24 protein-coding genes, 1 tRNA gene and 1 pseudogene are annotated in these 25,040 nt (G+C 56.5%); 4 read left to right on the top strand and 22 right to left on the bottom strand.

Annotation, left to right across the window (positions count from 1 at the left end; all coding sequences use genetic code 11):
- The 11 genes from nuoK to ndhC are packed head-to-tail and all read right to left on the bottom strand — an operon-like array spanning position 1 to position 9,970.
- On the bottom strand, positions 1-306 hold the full coding sequence (gene nuoK, locus M7Q83_RS07045) for an NADH-quinone oxidoreductase subunit NuoK (RefSeq protein WP_298211886.1): 306 nt from the start codon (positions 304-306) through the stop codon (positions 1-3).
- Positions 303-908 carry an NADH-quinone oxidoreductase subunit J gene (locus M7Q83_RS07040; protein WP_298336798.1) on the bottom strand — a complete coding sequence of 202 codons (606 nt, stop codon included), beginning with the start codon at positions 906-908 and terminating at the stop codon, positions 303-305. Before M7Q83_RS07040 ends, nuoK begins: the two co-directional genes overlap by 4 nt.
- Positions 905-1,588, bottom strand: a complete 684-nt coding sequence (nuoI, locus tag M7Q83_RS07035) for an NADH-quinone oxidoreductase subunit NuoI (protein WP_298336796.1) — start codon at positions 1,586-1,588, stop codon at positions 905-907. The genes M7Q83_RS07040 and nuoI overlap by 4 nt, the downstream gene beginning before the upstream one ends.
- Entirely contained in the window at positions 1,575-2,792 is a 1,218-nt protein-coding gene (gene nuoH / locus M7Q83_RS07030; protein WP_298336794.1) for an NADH-quinone oxidoreductase subunit NuoH, read from the bottom strand. Before nuoH ends, nuoI begins: the two co-directional genes overlap by 14 nt.
- Positions 2,785-5,301 (bottom strand): NADH-quinone oxidoreductase subunit NuoG, encoded by a 2,517-nt coding sequence (gene nuoG / locus M7Q83_RS07025; RefSeq protein WP_298336792.1) that lies wholly within the window; start codon positions 5,299-5,301, stop codon positions 2,785-2,787. The genes nuoH and nuoG overlap by 8 nt, the downstream gene beginning before the upstream one ends.
- Positions 5,294-6,589 carry an NADH-ubiquinone oxidoreductase-F iron-sulfur binding region domain-containing protein gene (locus M7Q83_RS07020; protein WP_298336790.1) on the bottom strand — a complete coding sequence of 432 codons (1,296 nt, stop codon included), beginning with the start codon at positions 6,587-6,589 and terminating at the stop codon, positions 5,294-5,296. Before M7Q83_RS07020 ends, nuoG begins: the two co-directional genes overlap by 8 nt.
- Positions 6,582-7,187 carry an NAD(P)H-dependent oxidoreductase subunit E gene (locus M7Q83_RS07015; protein ID WP_298336788.1) on the bottom strand — a complete coding sequence of 202 codons (606 nt, stop codon included), beginning with the start codon at positions 7,185-7,187 and terminating at the stop codon, positions 6,582-6,584. The genes M7Q83_RS07020 and M7Q83_RS07015 overlap by 8 nt, the downstream gene beginning before the upstream one ends.
- Positions 7,188-8,540, bottom strand: coding sequence for an NADH-quinone oxidoreductase subunit D (locus M7Q83_RS07010; RefSeq protein WP_298336786.1), 1,353 nt, complete (start codon positions 8,538-8,540; stop codon positions 7,188-7,190). It lies immediately after the preceding gene.
- Positions 8,537-8,956: an NADH-quinone oxidoreductase subunit C gene (locus M7Q83_RS07005; protein WP_298336784.1), complete on the bottom strand. Its 420-nt coding sequence runs from the start codon at positions 8,954-8,956 to the stop codon at positions 8,537-8,539. The genes M7Q83_RS07010 and M7Q83_RS07005 overlap by 4 nt, the downstream gene beginning before the upstream one ends.
- 10 nt (positions 8,957-8,966) lie before the next feature.
- The gene (locus M7Q83_RS07000; protein ID WP_298336782.1) at positions 8,967-9,527 is read right to left on the bottom strand and encodes an NADH-quinone oxidoreductase subunit B; all 561 of its coding nucleotides are present in this window, start codon (positions 9,525-9,527) and stop codon (positions 8,967-8,969) included.
- Positions 9,527-9,970 (bottom strand): NADH-quinone oxidoreductase subunit A, encoded by a 444-nt coding sequence (gene ndhC, locus M7Q83_RS06995; protein ID WP_298336780.1) that lies wholly within the window; start codon positions 9,968-9,970, stop codon positions 9,527-9,529. The genes M7Q83_RS07000 and ndhC overlap by 1 nt, the downstream gene beginning before the upstream one ends.
- Before the next feature lie 186 nt (positions 9,971-10,156).
- Here ndhC and M7Q83_RS06990 point away from each other — a divergent pair, with 186 nt between their 5' ends.
- The gene (locus tag M7Q83_RS06990; protein ID WP_298336778.1) at positions 10,157-11,419 is read left to right on the top strand and encodes a geranylgeranyl reductase family protein; all 1,263 of its coding nucleotides are present in this window, start codon (positions 10,157-10,159) and stop codon (positions 11,417-11,419) included.
- Positions 11,420-11,568: 149 nt separating this feature from the next.
- Here M7Q83_RS06990 and hemL read toward each other — a convergent pair whose 3' ends face one another.
- The 9 genes from hemL to M7Q83_RS14245 all read right to left on the bottom strand — a co-directional run bounded on the left by hemL (position 11,569) and on the right by M7Q83_RS14245 (position 20,679).
- Complete coding sequence (gene hemL, locus M7Q83_RS06985) at positions 11,569-12,846, bottom strand: glutamate-1-semialdehyde 2,1-aminomutase (RefSeq protein WP_366526386.1); 1,278 nt, start codon at positions 12,844-12,846, stop codon at positions 11,569-11,571.
- Between the two features lie 14 nt (positions 12,847-12,860).
- Positions 12,861-13,835: a porphobilinogen synthase gene (gene hemB / locus M7Q83_RS06980; protein ID WP_298336773.1), complete on the bottom strand. Its 975-nt coding sequence runs from the start codon at positions 13,833-13,835 to the stop codon at positions 12,861-12,863.
- 18 nt (positions 13,836-13,853) lie between these two features.
- Complete coding sequence (cobA, locus tag M7Q83_RS06975) at positions 13,854-15,311, bottom strand: uroporphyrinogen-III C-methyltransferase (RefSeq protein WP_298336771.1); 1,458 nt, start codon at positions 15,309-15,311, stop codon at positions 13,854-13,856.
- Positions 15,312-15,317: 6 nt separating this feature from the next.
- Complete coding sequence (gene hemC, locus M7Q83_RS06970; protein WP_298336769.1) at positions 15,318-16,196, bottom strand: hydroxymethylbilane synthase; 879 nt, start codon at positions 16,194-16,196, stop codon at positions 15,318-15,320.
- 25 nt (positions 16,197-16,221) lie between these two features.
- Positions 16,222-17,475 (bottom strand): glutamyl-tRNA reductase, encoded by a 1,254-nt coding sequence (gene hemA, locus M7Q83_RS06965; protein WP_298336767.1) that lies wholly within the window; start codon positions 17,473-17,475, stop codon positions 16,222-16,224.
- Between the two features lie 115 nt (positions 17,476-17,590).
- Entirely contained in the window at positions 17,591-18,376 is a 786-nt protein-coding gene (gene proC, locus M7Q83_RS06960) for a pyrroline-5-carboxylate reductase (protein ID WP_298336765.1), read from the bottom strand.
- A 103-nt stretch (positions 18,377-18,479) separates the two neighbouring features.
- Entirely contained in the window at positions 18,480-19,652 is a 1,173-nt protein-coding gene (locus M7Q83_RS06955) for a glycosyltransferase (RefSeq protein WP_298336764.1), read from the bottom strand.
- A gap of 158 nt (positions 19,653-19,810) precedes the next feature.
- Entirely contained in the window at positions 19,811-20,308 is a 498-nt protein-coding gene (locus M7Q83_RS06950) for a hypothetical protein (protein ID WP_298336762.1), read from the bottom strand.
- Positions 20,309-20,337: 29 nt separating this feature from the next.
- Complete coding sequence (locus M7Q83_RS14245) at positions 20,338-20,679, bottom strand: S26 family signal peptidase (protein ID WP_366526385.1); 342 nt, start codon at positions 20,677-20,679, stop codon at positions 20,338-20,340.
- Positions 20,680-20,805: 126 nt separating this feature from the next.
- Between M7Q83_RS14245 and sodN the strand changes: the two genes are divergently transcribed.
- The 3 genes from sodN to M7Q83_RS06935 all read left to right on the top strand — a co-directional run bounded on the left by sodN (position 20,806) and on the right by M7Q83_RS06935 (position 22,565).
- Positions 20,806-21,219: a superoxide dismutase, Ni gene (gene sodN, locus M7Q83_RS06945; RefSeq protein WP_298336760.1), complete on the top strand. Its 414-nt coding sequence runs from the start codon at positions 20,806-20,808 to the stop codon at positions 21,217-21,219.
- A gap of 35 nt (positions 21,220-21,254) precedes the next feature.
- Positions 21,255-21,330, top strand: a tRNA-Lys gene (locus M7Q83_RS06940).
- Positions 21,331-21,416: 86 nt separating this feature from the next.
- Complete coding sequence (locus M7Q83_RS06935) at positions 21,417-22,565, top strand: site-specific integrase (protein WP_298336758.1); 1,149 nt, start codon at positions 21,417-21,419, stop codon at positions 22,563-22,565.
- 468 nt (positions 22,566-23,033) lie between these two features.
- On the opposite strand, the pseudogene M7Q83_RS06930 reads toward M7Q83_RS06935, so the two are convergent.
- Together M7Q83_RS06930 and M7Q83_RS14240 are read right to left on the bottom strand one after the other, a co-directional pair.
- A pseudogene (locus tag M7Q83_RS06930) lies at positions 23,034-23,204 on the bottom strand (GIY-YIG nuclease family protein); the annotation flags it as partial.
- An 88-nt stretch (positions 23,205-23,292) separates the two neighbouring features.
- A complete protein-coding gene (locus M7Q83_RS14240) occupies positions 23,293-24,141 on the bottom strand; it encodes a DUF4232 domain-containing protein (RefSeq protein WP_366526384.1) in 849 nt (282 codons plus the stop codon).
- Positions 24,142-25,040: the final 899 nt, after the last annotated feature.

Genomic DNA, 25,040 nt, shown 5'->3' with positions numbered 1-25,040 from the left:
CTAGCCCTTCAAACTCGAAATATCATCGACGGTGACGGTCGCACGATGTCGAAAGATCGCAACAATGATCCCAAGTCCAACGACCACCTCAGCAGCCGCGACCACGAGTACAAAGAACACCGCGATCTGGCCGCCAACATCGTTGAGCATCCTGGCATAGGTGACAAAGGTCAAGTTGACCGCATTCAACATCAGCTCAACAGACATAAACATGACAATGACGTTGCGCCGGGTCAACACCCCGAAGGTCCCAAGACCAAACAGCAGTGCTGCCACTACCAGATACCAACTCCCAGGGATCGTCACTGTCCAGCCTCCTGATCCGGGCCAACCGATGACTGGCCAACCGGCGCCTGGTCAAGTGTTGCCGTCTCGACCCCCATGCGGCGAGACAGTATCACGGCTCCCACCACCGCTATCACCAGGAGGGCTGCGGTCAGTTCAAAAGGTAGAAGATAGGTCGTAAAGACCGAGCGTGCAAGCACTCCAATATTCGAACCTGCACTCAGTTTCCCCGCCGTCGAATGCGCACCGGTCGCCCAAGCACCGGTCGCCACAATGAACAGCTCGGCGAGGATTAAGACGACGCCCGCTCCTGCAAGCGCCACGCGCACAGTATCGCCCGCGAAACTCGCAATCTCCTCACGGTCGACGCCAAGCAACATGATCACGAACAGGAACAAGACAACCACCGCTCCTGCATAGACCACCACCTGCACCGCCGCAAGAAACTCAGCGCCCTCCTCGATGAAGAGTATCGCTACCCCAAAGAGGGTCATCACAAGAAACAGTGCAGCGTGCACAGGGTACCGTGCCGTCAGAAGCCCCACACCGCCGATAGCAATGATCACCACCGACACCATAAAGACGATGAGTTGAGGTACAGATATCACCGAGGCGAGGATCACCAGACCTTCCCTCCAATCTTTCGCGCAATACGATCCGAGAGGACATCACGTAACGAGAACACGGCAGCCATCTCGTCCTCTGAGATATCCGACTGACCCCTCTCGGGCAGTCGAACGCCATGGCCTAGTTCGCCAGACCATCCAGCAACCCCTTCGAAGTGTGGATCCCCCGAAGGAGCGGTGGCTCGCACCCATCCTGAGGTGTCCTCTTCATCATCGTCATGCCAATCCTCAAAGGGGGTCCGACGTGGATGTCCCTCATCATCAACGACGAGTTCGGCCTTCGTGTAGATCGCATCCTCCCGACTGGTGAAGGAGAACTCAAACATCTTGGATTCAGTGATGGCCTCAGTCGGGCATGCCTCCACGCAGAGATCACAGTGGATGCAGCGTAAGTAGTTGATCTCATAGACAAAACCAAACCGCTCACCGGGTGACACTGGCGCCTCGGGATCGTTGTCAGCTCCACGCACATAGATACACCGAGCGGGACAAACACCGGCACAGAGTTCACAGCCAATGCACTTTTCCATACCATCGGGATACCGATTGAGAACATGGCGACCATGAAACCGGGGCGGCTTGGGCCTCTTCTCCTCAGGATATTGGCGAGTCACGCGTGGCTCCGCCATCTGTTTAAAGGTTATCTTGAAGCCGCCTAGACCACTAAGAATCCCCATGTTCCTCCCTCCTGTCCCCAGGTGGTTCAAGTTCAACTCGCGAAGGTCGAGCCAGCTCTCGCGATGTACTCCGATCGCGACCCACCGCAATGGCCCGATAGAGTAGCAACCCGCCAACGATACCAAGACCCACCATGCCAAACCCGAGCGGTCTAGAGACGCGCATGGCGGCGACCACCAACAGCCACACCAGCATCACCGGGATCAACACCTTCCAGCCGAGGTCCATCAGCTGGTCATAGCGCAAACGAGGAAGTGCTGCACGGAACCAGACATAGATGAAGAAAAAGATGGCTGTCTTGACGATGAACCAGATGATTGGCCACAGCCAATGCAAGAAACGTGGATCAGGACCATCTGGCCCCCCAAAGAACATCGTCACCATGATGGCCGACATCGTGATCGTGTTCATGTACTCCGCGAGATAGAAGAGAGCAAATCTGATGGAGGAGTACTCGGTATGAAAACCTCCGACCAACTCCTGCTCCGCCTCGACGAGGTCAAAGGGAGGGCGGTTCACCTCCGCGGTGATAGCGATAATGAAGACAAGGAAGGGGATCACCCCTAAGCGAATGATATTCCAGTGTGGGATAAATCCAAAGAACGTCCCAAGCTGTTGGGACACCATATTTCTCGTCGATAGCGAGCCAGTCAAGAGCACGACTGAGGCAATCGATAGCCCCATCGCAGCCTCGTAGGAGATCATCTGCGCCGAGGCCCGCACCGAACCGATCAGCGGATACTTCGATCCCGATGACCAACCGGCAAGCATGACGCCATAGACCGATATCGAAGACATCGCCAGTAGCAGCAGGATTCCGATCGGTGGGTCGGCCACCTGGAGTTCGGTCCTGTGGCCAAAGATATCGACCATCCCTCCGACCGGTACCAACGTAAAGGTGATGAAGGCGGGAATCACCGACAGATACGGGGCCAACTTAAAGATGAACTTATCGGAGCGCTCGGGGATCAGGTCTTCCTTGAAGAAGAGCTTAATCCCATCGGCCAAACTCTGCAGGATTCCAAAAGGTCCAGCGCGGTTGGGACCAATGCGGTTCTGCATGTCGGAGATCACCTTGCGCTCAATCCAGATCGCAAGCAAAACCGACACCATCAGTGCGATAAAGGCGACGAGCACCTTGATCACTACGATCAACACGACAACCCATGTGATGGGTCCCGCTAATAATGGATCGCTACCCATTGCTTTTCTCCACCCTCACCTTGACCCACGATTGATCACCTAAGAGCCGCAGTGTCCCCGGCGTCACTCCACGAACCGTCAAGGCCATCGCATCCTCCTTGACGAGCTGAACTAGCATATCGACCGTCTCCGCACCCACGAGGCGACACCGGTCCCCCTCGGCCAATCCAAGGCTTTCAGCCTGGGCGGGGGCTAGGGCAAGTACCGGTTCACGAACTGCAGCCTTCAAGAAGGGATTGGCCATCAGCTCGGGCGTCGGATCATAGAGTCGGGGCACCAATCGCAGCCAATACTCCCCATCGGAGAGTGGATCCAGCGCAACCGGCCCCTCCCATTTGGGAACCGAAGCCGAAGCAAGGGCCTTTGGCGTCTCCCCTCCACCGAGTCCAAAACCTGGGGCCTCACTGGGTTCGATGACGTTACCGGAGCCAAAATTGGCCCCCTGACGATCGATGGACGCGATGCCTGGCGTCGCCATCGGATCGAGGATTCGGCGGGTCGCCACCGGTTCGGTCCGTGTTCTTGGAAAGAGTGGTCCATCCAGACCCTCCGCAAAGTACTGATAGCCGAGCCCTGCGAGCAGCCCACCAGACTGACTCAGACCGCGCGTGATATCCGCCAACGTCAAGAACCCCAGTTCATCACCGAGTGCAGAGGCGAGCTCTGTCGCCACCACCCACGCTGGCCGTGCCTGAGCAACCGGTTCCACCTGCCGACCAAGGCGGAGATGTCGCCATTCGATGTTGAGTGTCGAGCCCTGCTGTTCGCCATAGGCACTTAACGGCAACACAACAGAGGCGTGCTGGGTCGTTGCCGACTCGAACGAGCTCAACGCGATGACGGTCGTTCGCTGTCCTAGGGTCACAAGATCCTCCTCGGAGAGTCCAAGACGCATCAGATCCGTATCGAGTATCATCAGTACCGCTATCTCGCCTCGGAGCGCACCCGCCAGAATCGCATCCGCGCACAACGATGGAGCGACGCCATCCGTCGCACGGATTCCCTGGGGCGCGTTTGGGGTGAATCCCACCGCCAACGCGTTCGTCCCACGAGCCACACCGCTCAGCACCTTCGCGTCCGGGAGTCGGTGCAACATCGCTGCCACCAACGCCGTGTTCAAGGACGTACTGATCGCTCGTTCACGACAGCCTGCCATGACCACCACGCCATCGAGATCATCTCCTACAGCAGCCACCGCCGCGTCGATGGTATTGGCCAAGTCCTCCGGCTGAATGGCGACCCAGCGATCGACCATTGGCGTAAGGTCAGTTGGTGTCGTGTTCACCTCAACGACCCGAAGCCCATTACGCATAGCGGCCCGCAAACGCAGATGCATCACTGGAAGTTCGTTCTTTGGATCAACGTTGAACAAGACCAGTGTCTTTGCACGCAACGCCTCGTTGATCGTTGCCGGGTTTGCCAAGAGCAGTGTCCCATCAATGCGCACGTCAGCGGCTCCATCGACGGCGTTCGTGCGCACTACATCGCTCCCAAGCTTCGCCCATGCGTAGGTATCTTCGAGCGTCATTGAGGCCCCCGAAAGGAGGGCGACTGTGGAGGCACCACGCTCATCAATAGCTTGTTTGATGGCCGCCGCCGCAAGCCGTAACGCCCTCGCCCATGAGACATCCACCACGGTGTCTTGATCCCGTACCCGTGGTCGGCTCACCCGACCCTCAAGGTTGTTGATCTCACTGGTAGAGAACCTGCCACGATCACAGAGCCAGCCATGATTGATGGCGTCAGAGTCGATCCCCAGCATTCTTGTCAACTCGTTCTGGCTCGATTGGAGGCTGACCTGGCAACCCATGTCACACTGCAGACAGGTCGAGGACGACTGCAAAAGGTCCCATGGCCGTGCCTTAAAGCGATACGGCGTCGCCGTAAGCGCACCTACTGGACAGATTTGCGCCACGTTGCCGGAGAAGTAGGAGTCGAAATCCACGTCCGAAAATGTTGAGATACGCAACGTTCCGCCGCGACCAGCAAAGTCGATGAGGGGCTCGCCGGCGATCTCATCAGCAAACCGCGTACACCGGTCACACTGGATACAGCGCTCGCGATCGAGTTTGATCAACCGCGAGATCGGGATCGGCTTTGCGTAATGTCGTTTCTCTTCCACGAAGCGGGTCTCGCCTGAGCCATGGGCAAAGGCCTGGTCCTGGAGGGGACACTCGCCACCCTTATCACAGACTGGACAGTCCAAGGGGTGGTTCGCAAGCAGAAACTCAAGGACACCATGCTGGGCCTTCTTGACCGATTCCGATTCGGTGCGGATCTCCATGCCGTCGGCGATATCGATAAAACATGATGGCTGTAGAGAGGGTCCACGCGGTCCCTGCACCTCCACCAGACACATCCGACACATCCCAACCGCACTCATGCGCGGGTGGTAACAAAATCGAGGTACATGGACCCCGACATCATCGAGCGCATCGATGACCTTTACTCCCTTGCGCACGTGAAAGGAGTGACCATCGACCGTCACGGCGACCAACTCATCAGGCATGAGGGCACCGTCCTTCCTTGATATGGATCAAAAAATCATCACGAAAATGCTGAATCGCTGCATTGACCGACGGAGGAATCGAAGGCCCTAGCACGCAGATCGTCGTCTGTGCCGGAGGCCACTTGATCCCAGGCGAGATGTTGTCGCACAGGTCAAGAAGAAGATCGAGATCAGCCTCTCTTCCCTCCCCTTCCTCGATACGTCGCAGAATCTTGTCAATCCAGGCGCCTCCCTCACGACACGGGGTGCATTGTCCGCACGACTCTCGGGCAAAGAACCTTGCAATACGCCAAGCCGACCGGACCGGGCAGGAGGAATCATCCATCACAATGACCGACCCCGACCCTAGCATCGAACCGGCCTTGGCTACCTCATCCTGCCCGAGCGGGATATCGAGGTGCTCTGGAAAAAACCATGGTGCCGAAACGCCTCCCGGGATAAACGCCAAAAGAGACCGATCAGGATGCAGCCCTTGCCCGTACTCTTTACCATAAATCAAGTCTCGAAAGGTGATCTTTGTCATCTCAACCTCGTAAGGCCCGGGCCTTTGCACCTGTCCGGAGAGCGCAAAGAGTCGCGTACCGGTTGAGCGACCTTGTCCAAGTTCTTTAAATGCTTCGCCACCTCGATTGATGATCCAGGGCAAGTTCGAGACCGTCTCCACATTGTTGACGATGGTAGGTTCACCGTAGAGGCCGATGACCGCCGGGAAGTACGGTGGCTTAATCCTTGGAAACCCACGCTTGCCCTCTAAGGACTCAATCAGCGATGTCTCCTCACCACAGATATAGGCGCCCGCTCCCGGCTGCAAGACGATGTCAACCGAGAACGAGGACCCAAAGATCGAGCGTCCCAGTGCATTCCTCGCATACGCTTCATTGATCGCCTGCTGCACCCGCTCGAGGCCGAGCGCGAACTCTCCTCGCAGATAGATCACCACAAAAGAGGCCTCAATTGCGTAGGCTGCGATGGTCGCTCCCTCGACGAGTTGATGGGGATCGCGCTCGACTAAGAGATGGTCCTTAAAAGTCGCCGGTTCGCTTTCATCCCCATTGATCACCAGATAACGACGGGGGGCCTTGCGCAACATCGACCACTTGCGACCAGCTTCAAACCCCGCGCCGCCACGCCCAAGGAGGTTGGCGGTCATGACCTCGGCTGCGACCTCTTCGGGACGCATCTCGAGCACTGCTTTGCGAAGTCCATCGTCACCACCAGTGGCCAAAAACCGCTCCAGGGTCGCAGAGTCCTCATACTGCAGACGAGCTCCGACAATTCGCTCAGTCACTTTGCTTCTCCCGCTCTGCCTCCTGGGCTCGGTAGCGATCGATCTCCTCCATCGGGATCACGCCAGGTGCCTCTCTGCGAACCCGCAGGAGCGTTCCATGCGGTGGAACCTCGTCATCGAGTTCACCGTTGCGAAGCTTGGCTACGAGGGTCTCAAAACTGGGCCGGTCGAGCGGGCCGAAATAGCGATAGTTAACCTGTGCCGCCGGTGCCCGATCACAGTGGGCAATACACTCCACCTCCTCCAGGGTGAACAGACCATCGGGCGTGGTCGCTCCGACCGGAGTATCAAGGACCGCTTCGGCATCCTCGAGTAGTTCATAGGCTCCGCGCAGCATGCAAGCAATATTTGTGCAGACACCGATCACATACTGCCCAACCGGTTCTAACTTCAGCATGTCATAGAACGAGGCTGTCCCTTGGACCTCCGCCGCGCTTGATCCTACGAGCTCAGCGATATGGGCCATAGCCTCATTCGTTACATAACCATCCTGCTCCTGTGCCAGATGGCACAGTGGGATAGTCGCGGAGCGAGGATCTGGGTAGAGTGACACCAGCTCCTCTGCACGACTCAACATTTCACCTGTGAAACGCGACACCTAACGATCCACCTCTCCCATCACCGGATCTACTGACGATATGACTGCGACGGCATCTGCCAACATTCCACCATGGAGCATCACCGGGAGACTCTGCAGATTCACAAAAGATGGTCCGCGTATGTGCATCCTGAACGGCTTCGCTGAGCCATCGGAGACCATATAACAACCCAACTCACCTCGAGGTGACTCGATGGCTACATAGCTTTCACCAGGAGGGATACGAATACCCTCGGTGAAGAGTTTGAAATGGTGGATCAATGCCTCCATCGATTCATCGATCCTCGCCCTCGGAGGTGGCGTCACTTTGGGGTCGAGTGCTCGATAGGGGCCCTTTGGCATCTTGTCGAGTATCTGGCGAACAATGGAGATGGACTCCCGAATTTCAAAAAGCCGGACCGCATATCGATCGTAAGTATCGCCCACGCTCCCGACAATAACGTCAAAATCCACCTGGTCGTAGTAGAGATATGGCATCTCCTTGCGCAGATCCCAGGGCACTCCTGAGGCTCGAAGAATCGGACCTGACGCTGAAAGTGCAACGGCTTGCGCAGGACTCAAAAGGCCAACACCGACCACACGCTCACGAAATATCGGCTGTCCAGTGATGAGTTCGTCATAATCTTTGGTCCGAGCCTCGATCGTGTCGACGATGGCGGTGACGTCATCCTCCCAACCATCAGGAAGGTCTGCCGCGACACCGCCAACACGGATGTAGTTGTTGTTCATTCGGAGGCCAGAGGCCTTCTCGAAGAACGAGAGCACCATCTCGCGATCCCTGAAGCCAAAGATCATCATCGATGTCGAACCGAGATCCATCCCATTCGTGGCCAGCCACATGACGTGCGATGCGATGCGATTGAGCTCTGACATCAGCATCCGAATCCAGGTCGCACGTTCAGGCATTTCGATACCGAGCAGACTCTCGGCTGCTAGACAGAAGACCAGCTCGTTGTTTAATGGGGACAGGTAGTCCATTCGAGTCACGTTCGTGGTGCCCTGCAGATAGGTCAGGTTCTCGGCCGTCTTCTCCATCCCTGTGTGGAGGTACCCAACGACGGGCTTGGAACGGAGAACCGTCTCGCCTTCGATCTCCAGCATGATACGCAGTACCCCGTGAGTCGAAGGGTGTTGTGGACCCATGTTGATGATCATGCGGCCATCATCGGATTCGCTCTCAAGCTCGGCTTCACCCTCTGGAATGCGCAACGTCGACCCTGTCTCCTTCGCAAGGGCAGCGGCCGTCGTTGCTGAGCGTGCGCCAAGCTCCTGGAGCCCTTCAGAGGTCTCCTGCACGAGCCCGAATCGACTGTCCCCATCCGGTCGAATGACCGTGTAAATCGAGCTACTCATCGATTACGCTTCACCTCCTTGAACTGCACCGGCACTCTCCCCACTCCATAGTCTTTTCGGAGTGGATGGCCTTCCCAGTCCTCTGGCAACAGGATGCGCGTGAGGTCAGGATGATCCGCAAATCGGATACCAAACAGATCGAAGACCTCTCGTTCCATGGCCTCTGCCCCCGGGTACAGAGAAAAGATCGATGGGACCACGGGGTCATCCTCTGGTACCTGTACCCGCAGACGCAGGATAGCTGGTGGCGCAAATGATCGAAGATTGACAACCAACTCAAATCGTTGAGGTCGAAGATCCCCATCGATCAACCGCGTCTGATCATTCAAATAGTCGACGCAGGTGAGGTCTGCCAGATAGATGTAACCGTCGTCATGGCGCGCACGAACCGTTGAGAGGTACTCCGACCTCTCCATCACTATCACCTCAGACAAGGTCCTCGACACCTCCGAGCATCTTGGTCGTGGACGGCTCGCCAATCATGCGAACAGTCGTACCCTTCTCGCCGGCCGCACGACGCCGCAGGATGTCCCCAGTTTGAATCTGATGATGGAGGGTCAGAATGGCGTGCATCAACGTCTCTGGACCAGGAGGACATCCAGGTGCGTAGACATCGACCGGGACGATCTGATCGACACCTTGAACGATTGCATAGTTGTTGAACATTCCACCAGTCGAAGCGCACACACCCATTGAGATCACCCACTTAGGTTCCATCATCTGGTCGTACACTTGACGAAGGACGGGTGCCATTTTTTGCGATACACGACCAGCCACGATCATGAGATCTGATTGTCGAGGCGACGCTCGAAAAACCTCCATACCAAAGCGGGCGAGATCAAAATCAGCTGCTCCACTCGCCATCATTTCAATGGCACAACACGCGAGCCCAAACGTAGCTGGCCAGACACTGGCCTTGCGTGCCCACTGCACCAACTTCTCAACGTTACCAGTAAGGAAGTTGTAGCTGAGGTCCTCCAGTGGCATTAGTCACGTCCTCCTCGCACCATCGATGCGGTCAGTTCGCCGAGATCGACCCGACGAGCGACACGACCCTCGACCGACGCGCCCCGCTTTGGTCCCCAACTCAGCGCGCCGTTTGCCACCAGGTATGCAAAGGCGATGAAGACAACGAGAGCGAAGGTCGCAATCTCAATCACCCCGAAAGTACCTAACTCGCCTGCGGCCGCCGCGAAGGGATATAAGAAGATTATTTCGATATCAAAGATGATGAAGATCATCGCTACAAGGTAAAACCGTACAGGGAAACGTTCTGCCAACTCAGTCCTTGGGACAATACCACACTCGTAGGGCGCCGACTTGGCCCGATGCGGACGCCGTGGAGCAAAAAGGCCTGAGGCTACAAAGGAACCTGATGCAAAGAGTGCTCCCAGGACCAGCATGATGACTATTGGAAGGTATTGAGTCACCTCACCCCATTTCTATCGGTACCATCGTCAATGCAGACGCGAAAATCACCCACGTGCACCTCCATCTTGATACGTTTCTACCCTTACGTGCAAATCCAGACGAGATCGCCCTACTCTGATTGCCAAAGGACCAACCTATTTGGTGAACCACTAACTAGCGCCCTGCCCCAGTCTACGATAGATGAGGTGAATAAAAATATCGACGAAGAACACTCAGCTGACGTGATCGTCATCGGGGGCGGCCCAGCAGGTGCGGCAACCGCCTTTTGGCTCGCCATGCGAGGAGTCTCGGTCATTGTGGTGGAGAAGAAGCAGTTTCCCCGCGACAAGACCTGTGGTGATGGGCTGACCCCACGGGCCGTCGTTCAACTTGAGGCCATGGGCCTGCAATCGATGCTCGACAGTCAGCAGAAATACCACGGATTACGTGCGGTCGCCTATGGTCGCTCCTACGAGTTACCCTGGCCAAGTCTGCCGGACTATCCGAGCTATGGATACGTTGTTCGAAGATCCGTGCTAGATCAGGCGGTCCTCGATCGTGCCGCTAGCGTCGGCGCGACCGTGCTGTACCATCATGAAGCGATTGAAGCGACGCTCACATCGGGACATATCCAGTCCCTACGTGTCAAGGACATCGAGACGGACGAAGCGTCCACCCTAACGGCAAAGGTCTACGTTCTCGCCGAAGGTTCGAACGCGCGGATCGCTCGATCCCTTGGAGCTCGCCGCAATGTGACCAAACCTCTCGGGCTCGCAATCCGCGGCTACTTTGAGACGGATCGATCCGACGAACAATGGATCGAGTCTCACCTCGATCTTCGCGATGAGAATGGCGCGACCATACCCGGCTATGGGTGGATCTTCCCAGCCGGAGATGGGACCGCCAACGTCGGCTTTGGATTACTTTCAAACAGCGCTCGGTGGCGCAAGATGAACACCACGCATGCCCTAGAACGGTTTCTCGAAAAGACGCAAGATGCTTGGCACTTCCCGGCGGATAGAACCGTCCGCGAAGCTACTGGCGGAAAATTACAGATGGGTCTTAGTATCGAACCGCGTTCTGGACCTAATTTCCTCATGGTCGGTGACGCAACGGCAAGCATCAATCCCTTCAATGGTGAGGGGATCTCCTACGGATACGAGACCGGTCGGATGGCCGCTAATGCCATCACACAAAGCCTCGGCACGGGAGATCCTCGCCCGATAGTGGGTTTCACCACAGCGCTGCAGACTCGCTACGCGGGTTATTACGCAGTCGGAACCCTATTCGTCAAAGCGATCTCCAATCCACTACTGATGTCCTCCGGGGTCTGGCTCGCCATGCGCTCGAAGGCCACGATGACCCCAGTCGTGGCAATCATGGCCAATCTCATGCCAGGCTCAGCCCCCGACCGGATCGAACAGATCTATCGCTTGACGCAGCGGCTACGCGAACGCGAGGCAGGTTAGCCAGTCCTCTACCACGCTTGGTCCTCTCGCCTGCCAGTGAGGATCGTATGGTCGAGTCGGCAGCCCTAACGCTGGGCTATAGGCAACCACCTAATGGCGCCTCCGTCGGTAGCGTGACCGCTTCAGACCCTCCAGAAGGTCTCTGCAAACTAGTGGTGTTGGTGCCACTGGTCACGAGCCTCAGCCGCTGCTGCTGAGGCAATATCGATGGTCTTGTCGATATCATCGACTGTATGTGCGAGCCCAGGGAACAGAATCTCATAGGGCCCCGGAGCGAGCGCTACGCCACGTTTGAGCATCGCATGGAAGAAGTAGGGATAGAATCCGCGCTCAACCGATGCAACCGCCTGACGATAGTTGGTGACGGGCTCATCAGCGAAGAAAAGTCCAAGCAGTCCATTCACTCGCTGGACCTGAACGGCAAGATCGGCCTCTTCGATCACCTTGGTGAGTCCCAGTGCCAGCTGTTCGGCCCGCCCATCCAGCATCCGGTAACTAGCCACGTTCAGTTGATCAAGCGCAGCAGCTCCGGCCGCCGTCGCTAGTGGATTTCCAGAAAGTGTCCCAGCTTGGTAGACCGGGCCTGTTGGCGCAAGCTGAGCCATCAGATCCTCTCTGCCTGCCAGGGCGCCAACTGGCAGTCCCCCACCAATCACCTTCCCAAAACACCATAGGTCTGGCGTGATGTCAAAGAGCGTCGATGCGCCACCATCTGCCACACGGAATCCAGTGATCACCTCATCAAAGATGAGCAAGGCACCGGCCTGGGTGGTGAGCGAGCGAAGCTGGGATAGAAAGCCTGGTACCGCTGGAACCAGTCCCATATTGGCGGCGACTGGTTCGACAATCACAGCGGCGATATCCTCACCGATCTGAGGAACTTCGTTGAAGGGGAGCACCACCGTATCGTGTACCGCCGCAGCGGTCACGCCGACCGACGCAGGGAGACCCAGCGATGCGACTCCGGAACCACTTGCAGCCAGCAAGGCATCCGAATGCCCATGATAACATCCCTCAAATTTGATGATCTTGGAACGGCCTGTCACGCCACGAGCTAAGCGCAGCGCGGTCATGGTCGCCTCGGTACCTGAATTCGTGAGACGTACCAGGTCGACTCCAGGTACCTTCGCCTTGATACTCTCCGCCAATCGGACCTCACCAAGCGTCGGAGCCCCGAAGGTCGTTCCGCGGCGAGCCGCTTCGTACAGTGCACTTAAGATTTGCTGATCACCGTGGCCATGGATGATCGCTCCGTAGGACTGGATGTAATCGAGGTAACGACGGCCCTCAACGTCAACAACATAGGAACCGTGACCCTCCCGTACGAAGAAGGGGACTCCCCCCACTGCATTAAAGGAACGCACCGGCGAGTTGACTCCGCCAACCAACGACGTACAGGCCCTGGAGAACGCTGCCTCATTCGTCATAGCGTCCTCGTCGATTACAGCCATGCTGCTGCCTCCTTTGCAAAGTACGTCAGCACACAATCCGCTCCAGCGCGAACGATGGCCGTCAGTGACTCTTGGATCGTTTGCTGACGATCGATGTATCCCGCCGCTGCGGCCGCCACAATCATCGAGTACTCGCCTGAAACCTGGTAAGCGGCCAGCGGGACCGGGCACACCGAACGGACCTTGGAAAGGACATCAAGATAGAACGATGCTGGCTTCACCATCACCATGTCTGCACCCTCGGTGAGATCTAACTCCACCTCCAAGAGCGCCTCTCGCTGATTGCGATAATCCTGTTGGTAGGCCCGTCGGTCGCCTCCGTTAGCGATCTCAACGTCAACCGCCTCTCGGAATGGCCCGTACAGGGCCGATCCGTACTTGGCCGAGTAGGCCAAAATGCCGCAGTCAATGGCGTCGCTATCATCGAGCGCTTCTCGTATCGCCGCGACCTGATGATCCATCATCCCAGAGGGAGCTACCATGTCGACGCCGGCCTGTGCTAGCGACTGTGCCAGCACCTGATAGCGGATGAGCGTCCGGTCGTTATCTACCCTCCCTCGCTCATCCAGAACCCCACAGTGCCCATGTGTCGTGTACTCGTCAAGACACAGGTCACTGATCACAAAGACCGTATCACCAAAGGTCTCCTTCAGCTCTTGGATCGTACGTTGGAGCACAAAATCGGCACGACAGGCGTAGCTGCCATCCTCATCCTTATGATCAGTCACCCCGAAGAGGAGAACGCTCGTCACTCCATGATCAAGAAGGGAGCGGACCTCCTCCACTGCACTCGCCGTGGAATGTTGAACCACTCCTGGCATGGCAGCGATCGGTGCAGGACGGTCAAGTCCTTCACGAACAAACATCGGTAGGATAAACTGCTCACGATGGAGGTGCGTCTCTGCAACAAGATTGCGAATCTGAGGCGTCGCACGTAGTCGTCGTGGTCGTCGAAAGTGTTCCATTCTCTCTAGCCTACCCACCTACCCCTGCGTCGACGAGGAGGCGAGCCGTCTAATCACTGCAGTCAGGCCCTCTACTGAATACTCGTCAGCAACAACGATCTGCCCTACGCCAAGGTCTCGCAAGCGGTCAGCCGTCACGGGACCGATGGCAACCGCCTGCTTGGGTAACACACCTGGATACTGCTCACGATAGCCACTCACCGTAGACGCAGCAGTAAAGACGGTGATATCCATCGCGCCAGCGAGATCTTCTTTCATGAGCGGAGCAGGAACACCGATCTGATAGGCCTCGACAATATCGACATCCCAGCCCTTGGCTCGTAGACCATCGGGAACCACGTCACGGGCGACTTGCGCTCGTGGAAATAGCACCCTTCCTGGGCCGGCCGGGAAACTATCCACTAACGCCTCGCCCACAAACTCAGCAGGCATGAGATCACTACCAACGCGATAGCGTTGAAGAGCAGCGCGAGTCCCAGAGCCAATCACCGCGATCTTGATGTTGGCCAGTCGCCTCAGATCAACCGTCGTTCCTATCGCGCGCTCAACACCGTTCTTCGAGGTAAAGAGCAGCCAATCATATCGCTCGATATTGTGCATCGCATCCCGCAGGGCACTACCGCCATCTGAGGGATCCTGGATCTCAATCGCAGGCGCTTGAATCACCGTAGCCCCGTCTGCACGCAGCTTGTCAGCAAGCGGATCACAAGGATCAAAAGGGCGCAACAGGTGAACGCTCACACCGGCCAACGGCAAGGATCTTCGCCAATCCAAGTGAAGGCCCGCTGTGGTCCCGATGACGATGACCGCAGGAGATCCGATCTGTTGAGCAGCAAGCTGGCCAACGGTTGTTCGCAGTGATCGTTCCTGGGGCCAGGTGACCGACTCAACCGCAACAACGGGGGTATTCGCGCTCATGCCTGCGGCCATAAGCGCGTCGGCGATGAGTCCTCGGCGTGCAACTCCCATCAAGACCACAATGGTGAGTTTTGACCCGACCAGCGCCGACCAATCGTAGTCGAGAGGAGCGTCAGCATGTCGATGCCCAGTGATCACAATGTAGCCATCAGCCAACCCTCGATGTGTCACTGGAACCCCAGCGTAGGCTGGGGCAGCCAGCGCGGACGTCACACCAGGCACCACCTCGACTGAGATGCCTGCCGTAAGGAGTGCATCCACTTCCTCACCGCCACGACCAAAAAGGAATGGGTCTCCACCCTTCAAACGGACGACCAGGCCGTGAGACCGGCTGAGACGAATGAGCTCTTGATTGATAGCATCCTGTGAGAACGACGTCGCACCCGGCCGCTTGCCCACATCGACGATATCGACATCTGCGGGGATCAGCTGTTTAAGGCGGCCATCTACCAGAAAATCGGTCACCACGACATCGGCCGACCTGAGTAACTCCAAGCCTCGCACCGTGATGAGTCCTGGATCTCCTGGTCCGGCTCCTACGAGTACAACACGTGCCACCTGATGCTACTCCCCATCCGAATCAGATAACAACGCAAGGGCTCCTCGTTCGACAAGTGAATGAGCAAGTGTGGATCCGAGTTGGGTAGGTTCGTCACCGCTGGCGGAGCCGCGAAGGATCCTCGTTCCATCATGGGCTGCTACCATCGCACGCAACACCAGCCCGTGGCCGCTTAACTCAGCCAGTCCACCGATAGGAAGGCTACAGCCAGTGCCAAAGACCCGAAGGAGACTTCGCTCCGCCAGTACCGCCCTTTCTGTGGCAGAGTCGTTGACCGATGCAAGCATCTCAAGGGTAGCAACATCATCCGCTCTGCACTCGATAGCGATCGCTCCCTGTCCAACCTGTGGCACCATCAACTCAGGGCTGAGAATTTCCGTTATCTCTGGCAAGATATCGAGTCGTTGGAGCGCCGCAGCTGCGACAAAGATTGCGTCCAATCGTTGACCTTTCTCCAGCCTGGTCCGTATGTTTCCACGAAGTGGCACAATCTCGACATCTGGCCGCAGGGCGAGGAGCTGCGCTGCTCGACGAATTGACGAGGTCCCGACACGGGCACCGTTCGGGAGATCCCCTAACGTGGAACCCACAAGCATGTCACGAGGGTCAGCGCGAGGGAGCCAAGCGCCAATCTGGAGGCCACTGACGGTCACGCTCGGGAGATCCTTCGCAGAATGGACCGCCAAGGCAGCCTGATGGTGCAAAACGTGCTGTTGAATCTCCTTTGCGAATACCCCTTGACCGCCAATCTCCGCAAGCGGACGATCCTGCACTCGATCCCCCTCGGTCTCGACCACAGTAATCTCTGACGGAACCGGGAGTGCGGAGGCGACATGCATCGCCTGCCATAGCGCCAGCTCTGAACCACGCGTAGCTATCTTCAAAGAGGTCGTCATGATCGATGGGCTGTCACAGCCGGAAGATAGTTTTGAAGTTTTCGAGAAACTCCGCGAAGCCCTCTGCCCCTGTCTGTTCTCGCAATGATGTGGCAGGATGATGCAGTAGCTTGTTCACAAGCCGATGCGTCAGTAATTCCAGTTCTTCAATGACCGCTGGATCAGTAGCCCCGAGTCGCTTTAATGATCGGCTCAACTCGCTTTCGCGAACCCGTTCTGCCTCCTCATAGAGGGCGCGGAGCACGGGATTCATATCCTGCAGCCAGGCCAACTCTCCAAAATCGGCGAGTTCGGCCTCAATAATAAGTTCTACTGAGTCGACCGCTTCCATGCGTTCCGCCAACTGATCGGACACAAATCGATTGACATCATCGAGATCGACAAGTACAACACCTGCGACCTCAGCAACTCCCCGCTCGATCGTGCGTGGCCGACAGAGATCAATAATGCGTAAACCCGAAAAACCTTCAAGAATTGAACCATCGAGGACCATTGGGACGGCCGATCCGGCCATTACAAGGGTGTCAAGCGAAGCGAGTTGGTCAGACAGATCGCTGGTTGCAACCACCCTGACACCGCTGAGCTCCCGTTGAAGAAGATCCCGACGCTCCGGAGATGACGACATCAACGTCACCTCAGCGCCATGATCGACCAAAACTCGAGCGACCTCCGACCCAATAGCTCCTGAACCGACAACACCAACACGAGGAGTACCATCAACAAGTGCCGCATCTGAGGTCATGGCCAACAAAGCAGCGGCCGAGGTCACTGATACGTTCCCAGAACCAATCAGTGTCTCGTTCCGAATGCGCTTTCCAACCTCAAGTGCACGTTCGAAGTAGCGACCAAGTGAGCCAAGGACAATCTTGCTCTCCCGCGCAGCTGACAGGGCCTGCTTGACCTGAGAAAGAATCTCGCTCTCCCCCACAATGGCCGACTCCAAACCCCCGGCAACCCTCAAAAGATGCCGAACAGCCGCCCTTCCATAGAGCACGCGTGTAACCGGCTGTACCACCGTTATGGGCAGCTGCAGCGACTGCGCTAGGGCAGCTGCAACCTCATCAACCGTAGCGTGAAACTGCTCTGCCATGACGTAAAGCTCGGTACGTGCGCACGTACTCAACAACAACGCTTCCTCGATCACACCGCCTTCGACGAGACTCCTGAGGGACGAACGTAACTCCTCCTCGCCAGGCCGGGTCAGCGCAAATCGGTCAAAATCGACACCGACATCGGACTCGTTGATACTTAAAAGTATGACAGACATGCACTACCACCGCAACAAAAACGCAAACCTTTGACTTGTTCAGTGTATCGCACAAGTCCTCCCTAGCCGAAACGCTACGCTAGGACCCACTTCAGACAACGACATCGACAGCCATTCACTCGCCGGCGTGATCTGCGAGTGCCTGTGCCCGCGCAGTGGCAGCGCGAACCGCTTCAAGTGTCTGATGTCGCAAGCCAAGCTCTTCAAACACAGCGATTGCCGCTGCTGTCATTCCACCTGGAGATGTCACCGCCAGCCTCAAGGTCCGGGGGTCTTCTCCTCTGGCGTCGGCCAATAGTGCCGCCCCTCGAACGGTGGCGCGCGCCAACTCGAGGGCCACCGAGGCTGGAAGGCCAAGGGTCAGGCCAGCCTCTTGCATCGCTTCTAGCAGTAAAAACACATAAGCAGGTCCGCTACCTGATAGCGCACTTACGACGTCGAACTGCTTCTCAGGTACAACAAACACTTTGCCCACGAGACCAAAGAGCTCCCGAGTAGCCGTCAAGAAGCCACCGTCATCTACTTCACTGATGGCGATGACTCCCGCACCGATCTCGCAGGCCGTATTGGGCATTGCCCGAATGACCTGGGCACCGGCAGGCGCCCAGGTCTGGAGTTGATCGAGCCGCACACCCGCCGCGACCGAGATTGCTTTGGAATGAGGAGGGAGATTGGTGAGAACACCACGTAGGTGGTGGGGTTTGACCGCCAGCAGGTACATCTTTGCGGGTTCCATACTGTCAACCGCCACGCCACCTGGAAAACGAGAGGCAACGAAGCGAGCCTTTTCGGGACTATGGTCAAGGATCGCGACCGAACGAGGTCCACCTTCGGCACGGCCAATCCCAACGGCCAAAGCGCCACCCATGACCCCGCCACCAACTACCAGCAAATCATGCACGATAAACTCCAAGCTACTCGGGGTTATTCAAACAACCTGCCAGCACCGCACTGGTCACGGGCGGAGGTCAATGAAAGCTTTTTTCTACCGCCAGCCGCCGGAACTACGCACAACTCATACAGCTAACCAATACTTCCTGCTGAGCCACACGTTCCACAACACCGATGAGCCTTCGCGCACTGGCCGTCCAAGTAAACGATTCGGCACAGGCTGACGCCCGATTTGACATCGCTCGATAGTGCACTGGGTTCGCCAGCAACGATTCAATGGCTTGAGCAAAGGCCGAGGGCTCACGATCTTTAACCAAGATCCCAGAGTAACCATCATCGACAACCGTTCGAAGTCCTCCCGCATCCGTCGCCACCACCGGCGTGCCGCAGCCCATGGCTTCCAAGGCAACGAGTCCAAACGACTCGCTCACCGAAGGCACGATAACCACATCCGCCGCACGGTAGTACGTTGACAAGAGTTCATGTGACATAGGCTCAACGATGGTCACCGTATCATCAAGTCCATGCTCTTTCACAAGAGCCAAGACACGCGCAAACTCCCGCTCACCGTCAACACCTGATGGACCACCAACAATAATGAGTCGAGCCGAACGGTGTTTACGCAGTTCGGCAAGGGTCCTGACCGCCAACGCCGTGCCTTTGAGCGATTGGATACGACCGACGTAAAGAATGATGGGAATAGTATCGTCAAAGCCGATGGCCTCTCGCGCCGGCCCAGACGGCCCAGGTGCGAAGAAGGCTCGATCAATACCAAGAGGCAAGTGCACGATTTTTTCCTCAGGCGCTTGATACATCTCTAACAACCACTTCGCCTCATCGTCTCCGGAGGCTAACACGGCATCAGAGCAACCCAGAATGCGACACTCCTGATGGATCCGGAGGCTCGATCTGTCATCCACCAACGCCCCGTGTGCACGCTTGGCCTTCTCGAGTGTATGGAAAGTGGTGATCATCGGGATATCAAGGTCGTGTTTTACCCTATGTGCAGCGACCCCAGATAGCCAATAGTTTGCATGCACGGCATCGTAAGTGATCGAAGATCGCACCATGTGCTCCACCACACGGTCAGCGAACTCAGGAATCCCGGTGTAGTCAGGCGCCGAACCAACTGGCGCGTTGGGTTGTACTGGCAAAGAATGGAGCCAGAGACCAGACTCCAGCCGTACGGACTTCTCGTGTTGAGCACCGACCCTAGCCGAAAAAATATCGCACTCCACCCCAGCACGGGCAAGATGAGTCGTCAGAGCCCTCACGTATACGTTCATACCACCGTTCACACCAGATCCTGGCACGGCTATGGGAGAGGCGTGGTAGCTAATCACTGCAAGTCTCAAGATGGAACACCCCTGGCACACTTGGCTAACATGGCTAGCCTAACCGCAGGAGCACGCTTGTTGTTCCCTAAGCAGGGATAACGGAGAACCTAGACGTCATTCACGGAGTGCTGTTGGTAGCGGCGCACCAGTTCGCCACCCAACGCATCCAAGCGTTGATGCAACTGTCTCCGCAACCCAGAGATCGTCCGCTCACCCTCTTGCAGACGCGCTTGATAGCCGGCCAGCTGCGATTCATCAAGAAGATCTAGTGAGTGCGTTCGATCACCGCCAACCAGCAAGCGGAGATACGTCTCGGCACTTACCATGTCGTCCTCAGGAATCTCAACCTCTACGTGGCGCTCAGCCAGTGGAGACGGAGCTGAATGCGACGCGACAACTGAAACGATCGACGTCGGTCGAGTGGCGTCAAGCTCTGTTGCGATATCAAGTCGAGTCTGTAGCACTCTTCTTGCATACGAGACGGAATTTTCTAGACGACGACCGACGTCACGCAGTGATCGTAATGAATCGATCGGTGTCTTGTCGAGGTTTAACTCGTCGACCTCTTCCAACCATTGGTTGATCTGAACCCGAAGGTCCGCCATGCTCACCCCTTTGCAGCTACCAACTTACTCTACTCACCGATCAAGCTCCCTGCCCTACTGGATGGATAATAACGGTAGATAGCCCAGCCAACAACACTCTTGTTCGAGAACCAACCTAACTGGCGACTATCCGTCGAACCCAAGGGATTATCACCCTCAACCCAAATCGAGGACTGAGAACGGCGTACCAACCTCTTAATGAAGTGCTCGTCCGAATGCGAATCCTGCAGAACGAGGATCCGCCCAACCGGTACCCAACGCCACTTCAAGACCAATAACCTGTCGCCATGGGTCAACGTCGGACACATCGAGTCTCCAACCACCTCGTATCGCTGCACCATTGCCCAAGCTAAAGCCCCGGATGCCATCACCAGAGAAGGGAGACTCAACGCTAGGCGTGCACGTCGACGAACAGTGAACTCGGGAGGGGTCCGATCAGACACGACTATCCCTGGTAAGCTACTGTCGTCCAATAACAACAGTAGAAAGGACAACTTATGTACCTCACAAAAATACTCACGTTGGTAGACACACTACGCGCTCCGGCCAAGGCCTCGGCGCACTGCGACCTACCATGTGGTGTTTACGATCCTGCACAAGCACGGATCGAGGCTGAATCCATCAAAGCTATCGTCGAAAAATATAATGCATCCGATGATCAGTACTTCAGAGATCGTGCCACCTTGATCAAGGAACAGCGTGCTGAGGAGGTCAATCGTCATCTTGATGTTCTGTGGTACCAGTATTTCCAGCCTGTCCACCTTGAGAAGTATCCGCAGCTCCACGAAGTATTTTGGAGCGCTAAGAAGCTAACAAGTCAAGTGAAGCGTACCAACGACACTGCCGTAGCTGATCAACTGCTTGCAAGCATTGGACAGATTAGCGATATCTTTTGGGAGACCAAGAAGTAGCCTGTAACCGAGCGCTCGCTCTTGCGAGCGCCAACGGGCCGCTAGCTCATCCGGTAGAGCAGGGGACTTTTAATCCCAAGGTGCAGGGTTCGAGACCCTGGCGGCCCACCAGTTCAGGGGCTATTTGAGAGTCTCTAACGGAGGGATCTGCCCACATCTTGCCCACATTAGGTTCAAGATTGTGATAGACTTGAGCCATGAGAGGATACATTCGCAAGCGCGACAAGGATGTCTGGCAACTTGTTGTGGACCTCCCAAAGGACCCAATCTCGGGAAATCGTCGCCAGAAGTACGTGACCGTACATGGCTCCAAGCGCAAGGCTGAGTTCGAACTCCAGAAACTCTTGGTGAGCGTCAAGGACGAGAAAGTCCGATCCTCAACACAGTCTGTCGCCTCAGCCATGACCGAATGGTTCGATCGGGTGCGTGAAGGACTCTCTCCAACGACTGTCCAAGGCTACGAGGGGCGCATTCGGCGCCAGATCCTACCGGAACTTGGAGCGCTTGCCATCCACGAGGTGTCCGCCTCTCACTTGGACCTTCTGTACCAAGACCTGGTGAGGCAAGGCAACTCTCCTGCCTCTATTCGCCAGACTCATGCCATCATTCGACGTTTCTTCAATCAGGCGATGAAGTGGGGGTGGACAGGGGCGAACCCTGCCCTCTTGGCATCTCCTCCCAAGGTCCGAGTCCCTCAAGTTGTCACACCATCAATTGACCAGCTGACCAAGCTCTTGGAGGAAGCAAGGGCGGTGCATCCCCAGTGGGGAGCTTTCTTCCTGCTAGCGGCCCTCACGGGAATGCGACGTGGAGAACTCTGCGCCTTGCATTGGGACGACTGCAAGGAGACGGGGATCACGGTTGCCAAGTCCCTTATCTATACCTCACCTGGAGGAACACGAGAGGCACCGACCAAGACTCATCAAGCACGGTTCGTCGCACTTGACGAGGTTGCACAGTCCCTCATCGAGGATCAGAAGAAACAGCTTCAGCTGGCAGCCCAGAGCGTAGGCTTAAGGCTCGTTGTGAACCCATATCTTTTCTACTCAGAGCCTGACGGATCACTGCCAGTACATCCCGATAGCCCCTCCAAACTCTTTCGGCGCCTGGCGGATAAGTATGGGTGGAATGAACTGCACCTTCATAGCTTGCGCCACTTCTCCGCAACTCAGCTCGTCGCAGCTGGAGTGGACATTCGTACGGTCGCCGGACGCCTCGGCCATGCAGAGGCCTCTGTCACCTTGAAGGTCTATTCCCATGTGCTTGAGGCAAAGAACCAAGAGGCGGCATCAATTATGGGCACACTTTTGGGATCACCCATCAAGCAGGAGGAGGGAATTGGGTAGTCCTCCATCCAACTCGAACCACGAACAGTTTCTTTCGTAAACACGGACGCCACTAGCTTTCAACAGCCATGCGAGGGCTTGGTAGGGTTGCTAGGGGTGAACCAGTACGGCGAAACAGAGCGGCATCAGCTGATTCTGGTCTGTCTATGACAGAAACGCTTGACCTCCAGGGAGTGCCTCAGGCGCCGCATGAAGACGACTCACCTGCAGAGACACGACACTCAGAGGGCTCCTGGCCACATTCCTCGTTACGCTCTGATGTTCGACTGCGTCCGAGCGGGGCGAGGAATCAAGTACCGGCACTCATAGAGAGCCAGGTTTACCATCGAAACGATGGACAGCAACAACATCTCTCCTAGTCATGGGGGGAATGGAGGAGACAGGGCGATCGTCGCTCTTAGAAGCCATCGTTGCGATGGTTTGCTCAGTTAAAATGGCAGTTCAAAGGGAACGTTATGACAAGGACATCTCGCGATCTTCACCGTGTTGCGGAACTCGGCCGTGCTTCTCGGCACAACGCTGGATCTCCTCGAAGCCCACGATAACCCGCTCCTCAAGAGCCGGTCGTCCGCCCTTCTTCTCAGGCGGTGCGAAGTCAGCAAGTTCTGCGGCAAGTGGTTCGAGCTCCGGGTCACTCATAGCACCCCTCTTTCTTGAAACGCATGAAGGCAGCAGCGCCTTCAGCCATACAACGCTCCCATGCATCCCGGGAATCGGGCGCCAGAAATTATGAACCTGGGGGGCCGAGGTTGGTGGGGTATTCAAATAGATCTGACGGTTCAAATGGGTAGACGCTGCCCTGTCCGCAGCTCGAGAAATGGTAGTTGACGGGCATTGCTCGATCAACGAAATCGTTCCCTGGCACAGTTAGAGAGTCCCCGCCATCTGGAAGGGTAACCGTTACACCGGTATATGGCGTCAGTGGAGACGATGTAACATCTGGACCGCACAGTAATGGCAAGCTAATTGGTATCTCAGCGTTTTGGACCCCACGCTTTACAATCACGATGGATTTGCGATACTGGATGCTCTTTGATAACGGAGGTGTGAATAGGAAAAACGCACCTTTGTTGGTGGTTGGCGTGAGTCGGACAGCGCTACCGTCTGTGCCGTCCAACACCACCGTTGGATAGCCCTTTAGGCTGCATGTGATTGCGCTCGTGGCCCTGAGCGTGATCAGCGCAAAGAGAGAGGCGCCTTGAGGTGGGGATGGGACCGAGTCCTGGACGGTCGCTACGAGGTTATCTGCTGAGCAAGCAGGTGCACTCTTGGGGAGGCCAATGGGGGTTGGTGGTATGTACAGGTGCGTGGGAGGTGGAGGTGGTACGTGAGCAATCCTCGGTGCATCTGGAGCACGAGCAACACCGGATATGCGGAGACGCCAGCTAATCTTCGGGTTGGACAGGTAGAGATTCACCCGATCGTCGGTGAGGGAGGAGCGCTTAACCCAGAAACGATCTGGGCTTCGAGTTCTCGATGACGGACAGGTAAAAGTTTCAACGTACTCGTTCTGAGAGCCAGTCTTGCTGTAGTTCAGGTAGAGCTTTGCACCCGACGATCCGCCCTGGCAATCCATCGCAAAGAGCAGAAAGGATCGTCGAAGGGGCACAGCATCGATCACCAGCGCTCGATGAGGAGTACCGATACCGCTGATTGTCGTCGAAGTAGCCTGGTTGGTGGACGAACTCTTATGGCAAGCCGCCAGGAGCAGTGATGCGCTGGTAACAAGCGCTAGTAACCGCCATCGACCTGAGTGGCCAAGATTACCTTTGTGAAGTAATTCGGCTTCCTGCTTCCGCACACTTGGCAACACTAGCAGGAGGCGTTCAGGCATTGTCGGCTCTCTTGGCATTCATGTGGCTGACCAGAGGCCCTCATGGGGACCCAGTGTCATCGTCCTGGTTCAATCCAGAGCATCTCGAAGCAACCCGTGCCGGGCGCCTATGGTAGTCCCAACCGGCAGGCCATGTTGGGCGATCGTCGTTCATAGAAGCCATCGTTGCGATAGTTTGCTCAGTCAACATGGCATTTGGATCGCAGCATCATGAAAGGGGCAGATTGCCAGTCCGAGCCCAACCCAGAACTTCACTTTGCTCTTTGGGGGTGCCAGGCAGGCGAGATCAACTCCATAGTCGTACCTCAACTGACCCCGGTTCCTCTTGGTTCTGCTGGACCCTGATCTCGGAGTGTACTCCGATCCCAATCCGAACCGACCACCGCTTCGACTCCACAACGGTAGTCGCAATTCGTCACCAGTGACGATCCGCTCCCCCTCTGTTCGAATGGACACAGGCATCCATGTCTCCTTTGACTAGCTATTCTCGTACCCTGGACCACTGTTTCGCGCAACCTTGGACCACTCGTTCGCATAACTTTGGACCACAGTTTCGCGTTACCCTGGACCACAGTATCGTCTAACTCTGGACCACTCGTTCGCGTCACTTTGGACCACCTGTTACTCTATCTCTGGACCAG

Source organism: Ferrimicrobium sp. (assembly GCF_027364955.1).
In the GTDB taxonomy this organism is placed as follows: domain Bacteria; phylum Actinomycetota; class Acidimicrobiia; order Acidimicrobiales; family Acidimicrobiaceae; genus Ferrimicrobium.
Note: the sequence above shows the minus strand (reverse complement) of the source record. Positions and strands in the feature narration are given on the sequence as shown.

Excerpts from the sequence above, each read along its gene's own strand:
- nuoI (WP_298336796.1), bottom strand. The coding sequence starts at position 1,588 with ATGGGGATTCTTAGTGGTCTAGGCGGCTTCAAGATAACCTTTAAACAG.
- nuoH (WP_298336794.1), bottom strand. The coding sequence starts at position 2,792 with ATGGGTAGCGATCCATTATTAGCGGGACCCATCACATGGGTTGTCGTG.
- nuoG (WP_298336792.1), bottom strand. The coding sequence starts at position 5,301 with ATGCCTGATGAGTTGGTCGCCGTGACGGTCGATGGTCACTCCTTTCAC.
- M7Q83_RS07010 (WP_298336786.1), bottom strand. The coding sequence starts at position 8,540 with ATGAGTAGCTCGATTTACACGGTCATTCGACCGGATGGGGACAGTCGA.
- M7Q83_RS07005 (WP_298336784.1), bottom strand. The coding sequence starts at position 8,956 with ATGGAGAGGTCGGAGTACCTCTCAACGGTTCGTGCGCGCCATGACGAC.
- M7Q83_RS07000 (WP_298336782.1), bottom strand. The coding sequence starts at position 9,527 with ATGCCACTGGAGGACCTCAGCTACAACTTCCTTACTGGTAACGTTGAG.
- hemL (WP_366526386.1), bottom strand. The coding sequence starts at position 12,846 with ATGACGAATGAGGCAGCGTTCTCCAGGGCCTGTACGTCGTTGGTTGGC.
- hemB (WP_298336773.1), bottom strand. The coding sequence starts at position 13,835 with ATGGAACACTTTCGACGACCACGACGACTACGTGCGACGCCTCAGATT.
- hemA (WP_298336767.1), bottom strand. The coding sequence starts at position 17,475 with ATGTCTGTCATACTTTTAAGTATCAACGAGTCCGATGTCGGTGTCGAT.
- M7Q83_RS06955 (WP_298336764.1), bottom strand. The coding sequence starts at position 19,652 with ATGAACGTATACGTGAGGGCTCTGACGACTCATCTTGCCCGTGCTGGG.
- M7Q83_RS06950 (WP_298336762.1), bottom strand. The coding sequence starts at position 20,308 with ATGGCGGACCTTCGGGTTCAGATCAACCAATGGTTGGAAGAGGTCGAC.
- sodN (WP_298336760.1), top strand. The coding sequence starts at position 20,806 with ATGTACCTCACAAAAATACTCACGTTGGTAGACACACTACGCGCTCCG.
- M7Q83_RS06935 (WP_298336758.1), top strand. The coding sequence starts at position 21,417 with ATGAGAGGATACATTCGCAAGCGCGACAAGGATGTCTGGCAACTTGTT.
- M7Q83_RS14240 (WP_366526384.1), bottom strand. The coding sequence starts at position 24,141 with ATGGATTGCCAGGGCGGATCGTCGGGTGCAAAGCTCTACCTGAACTAC.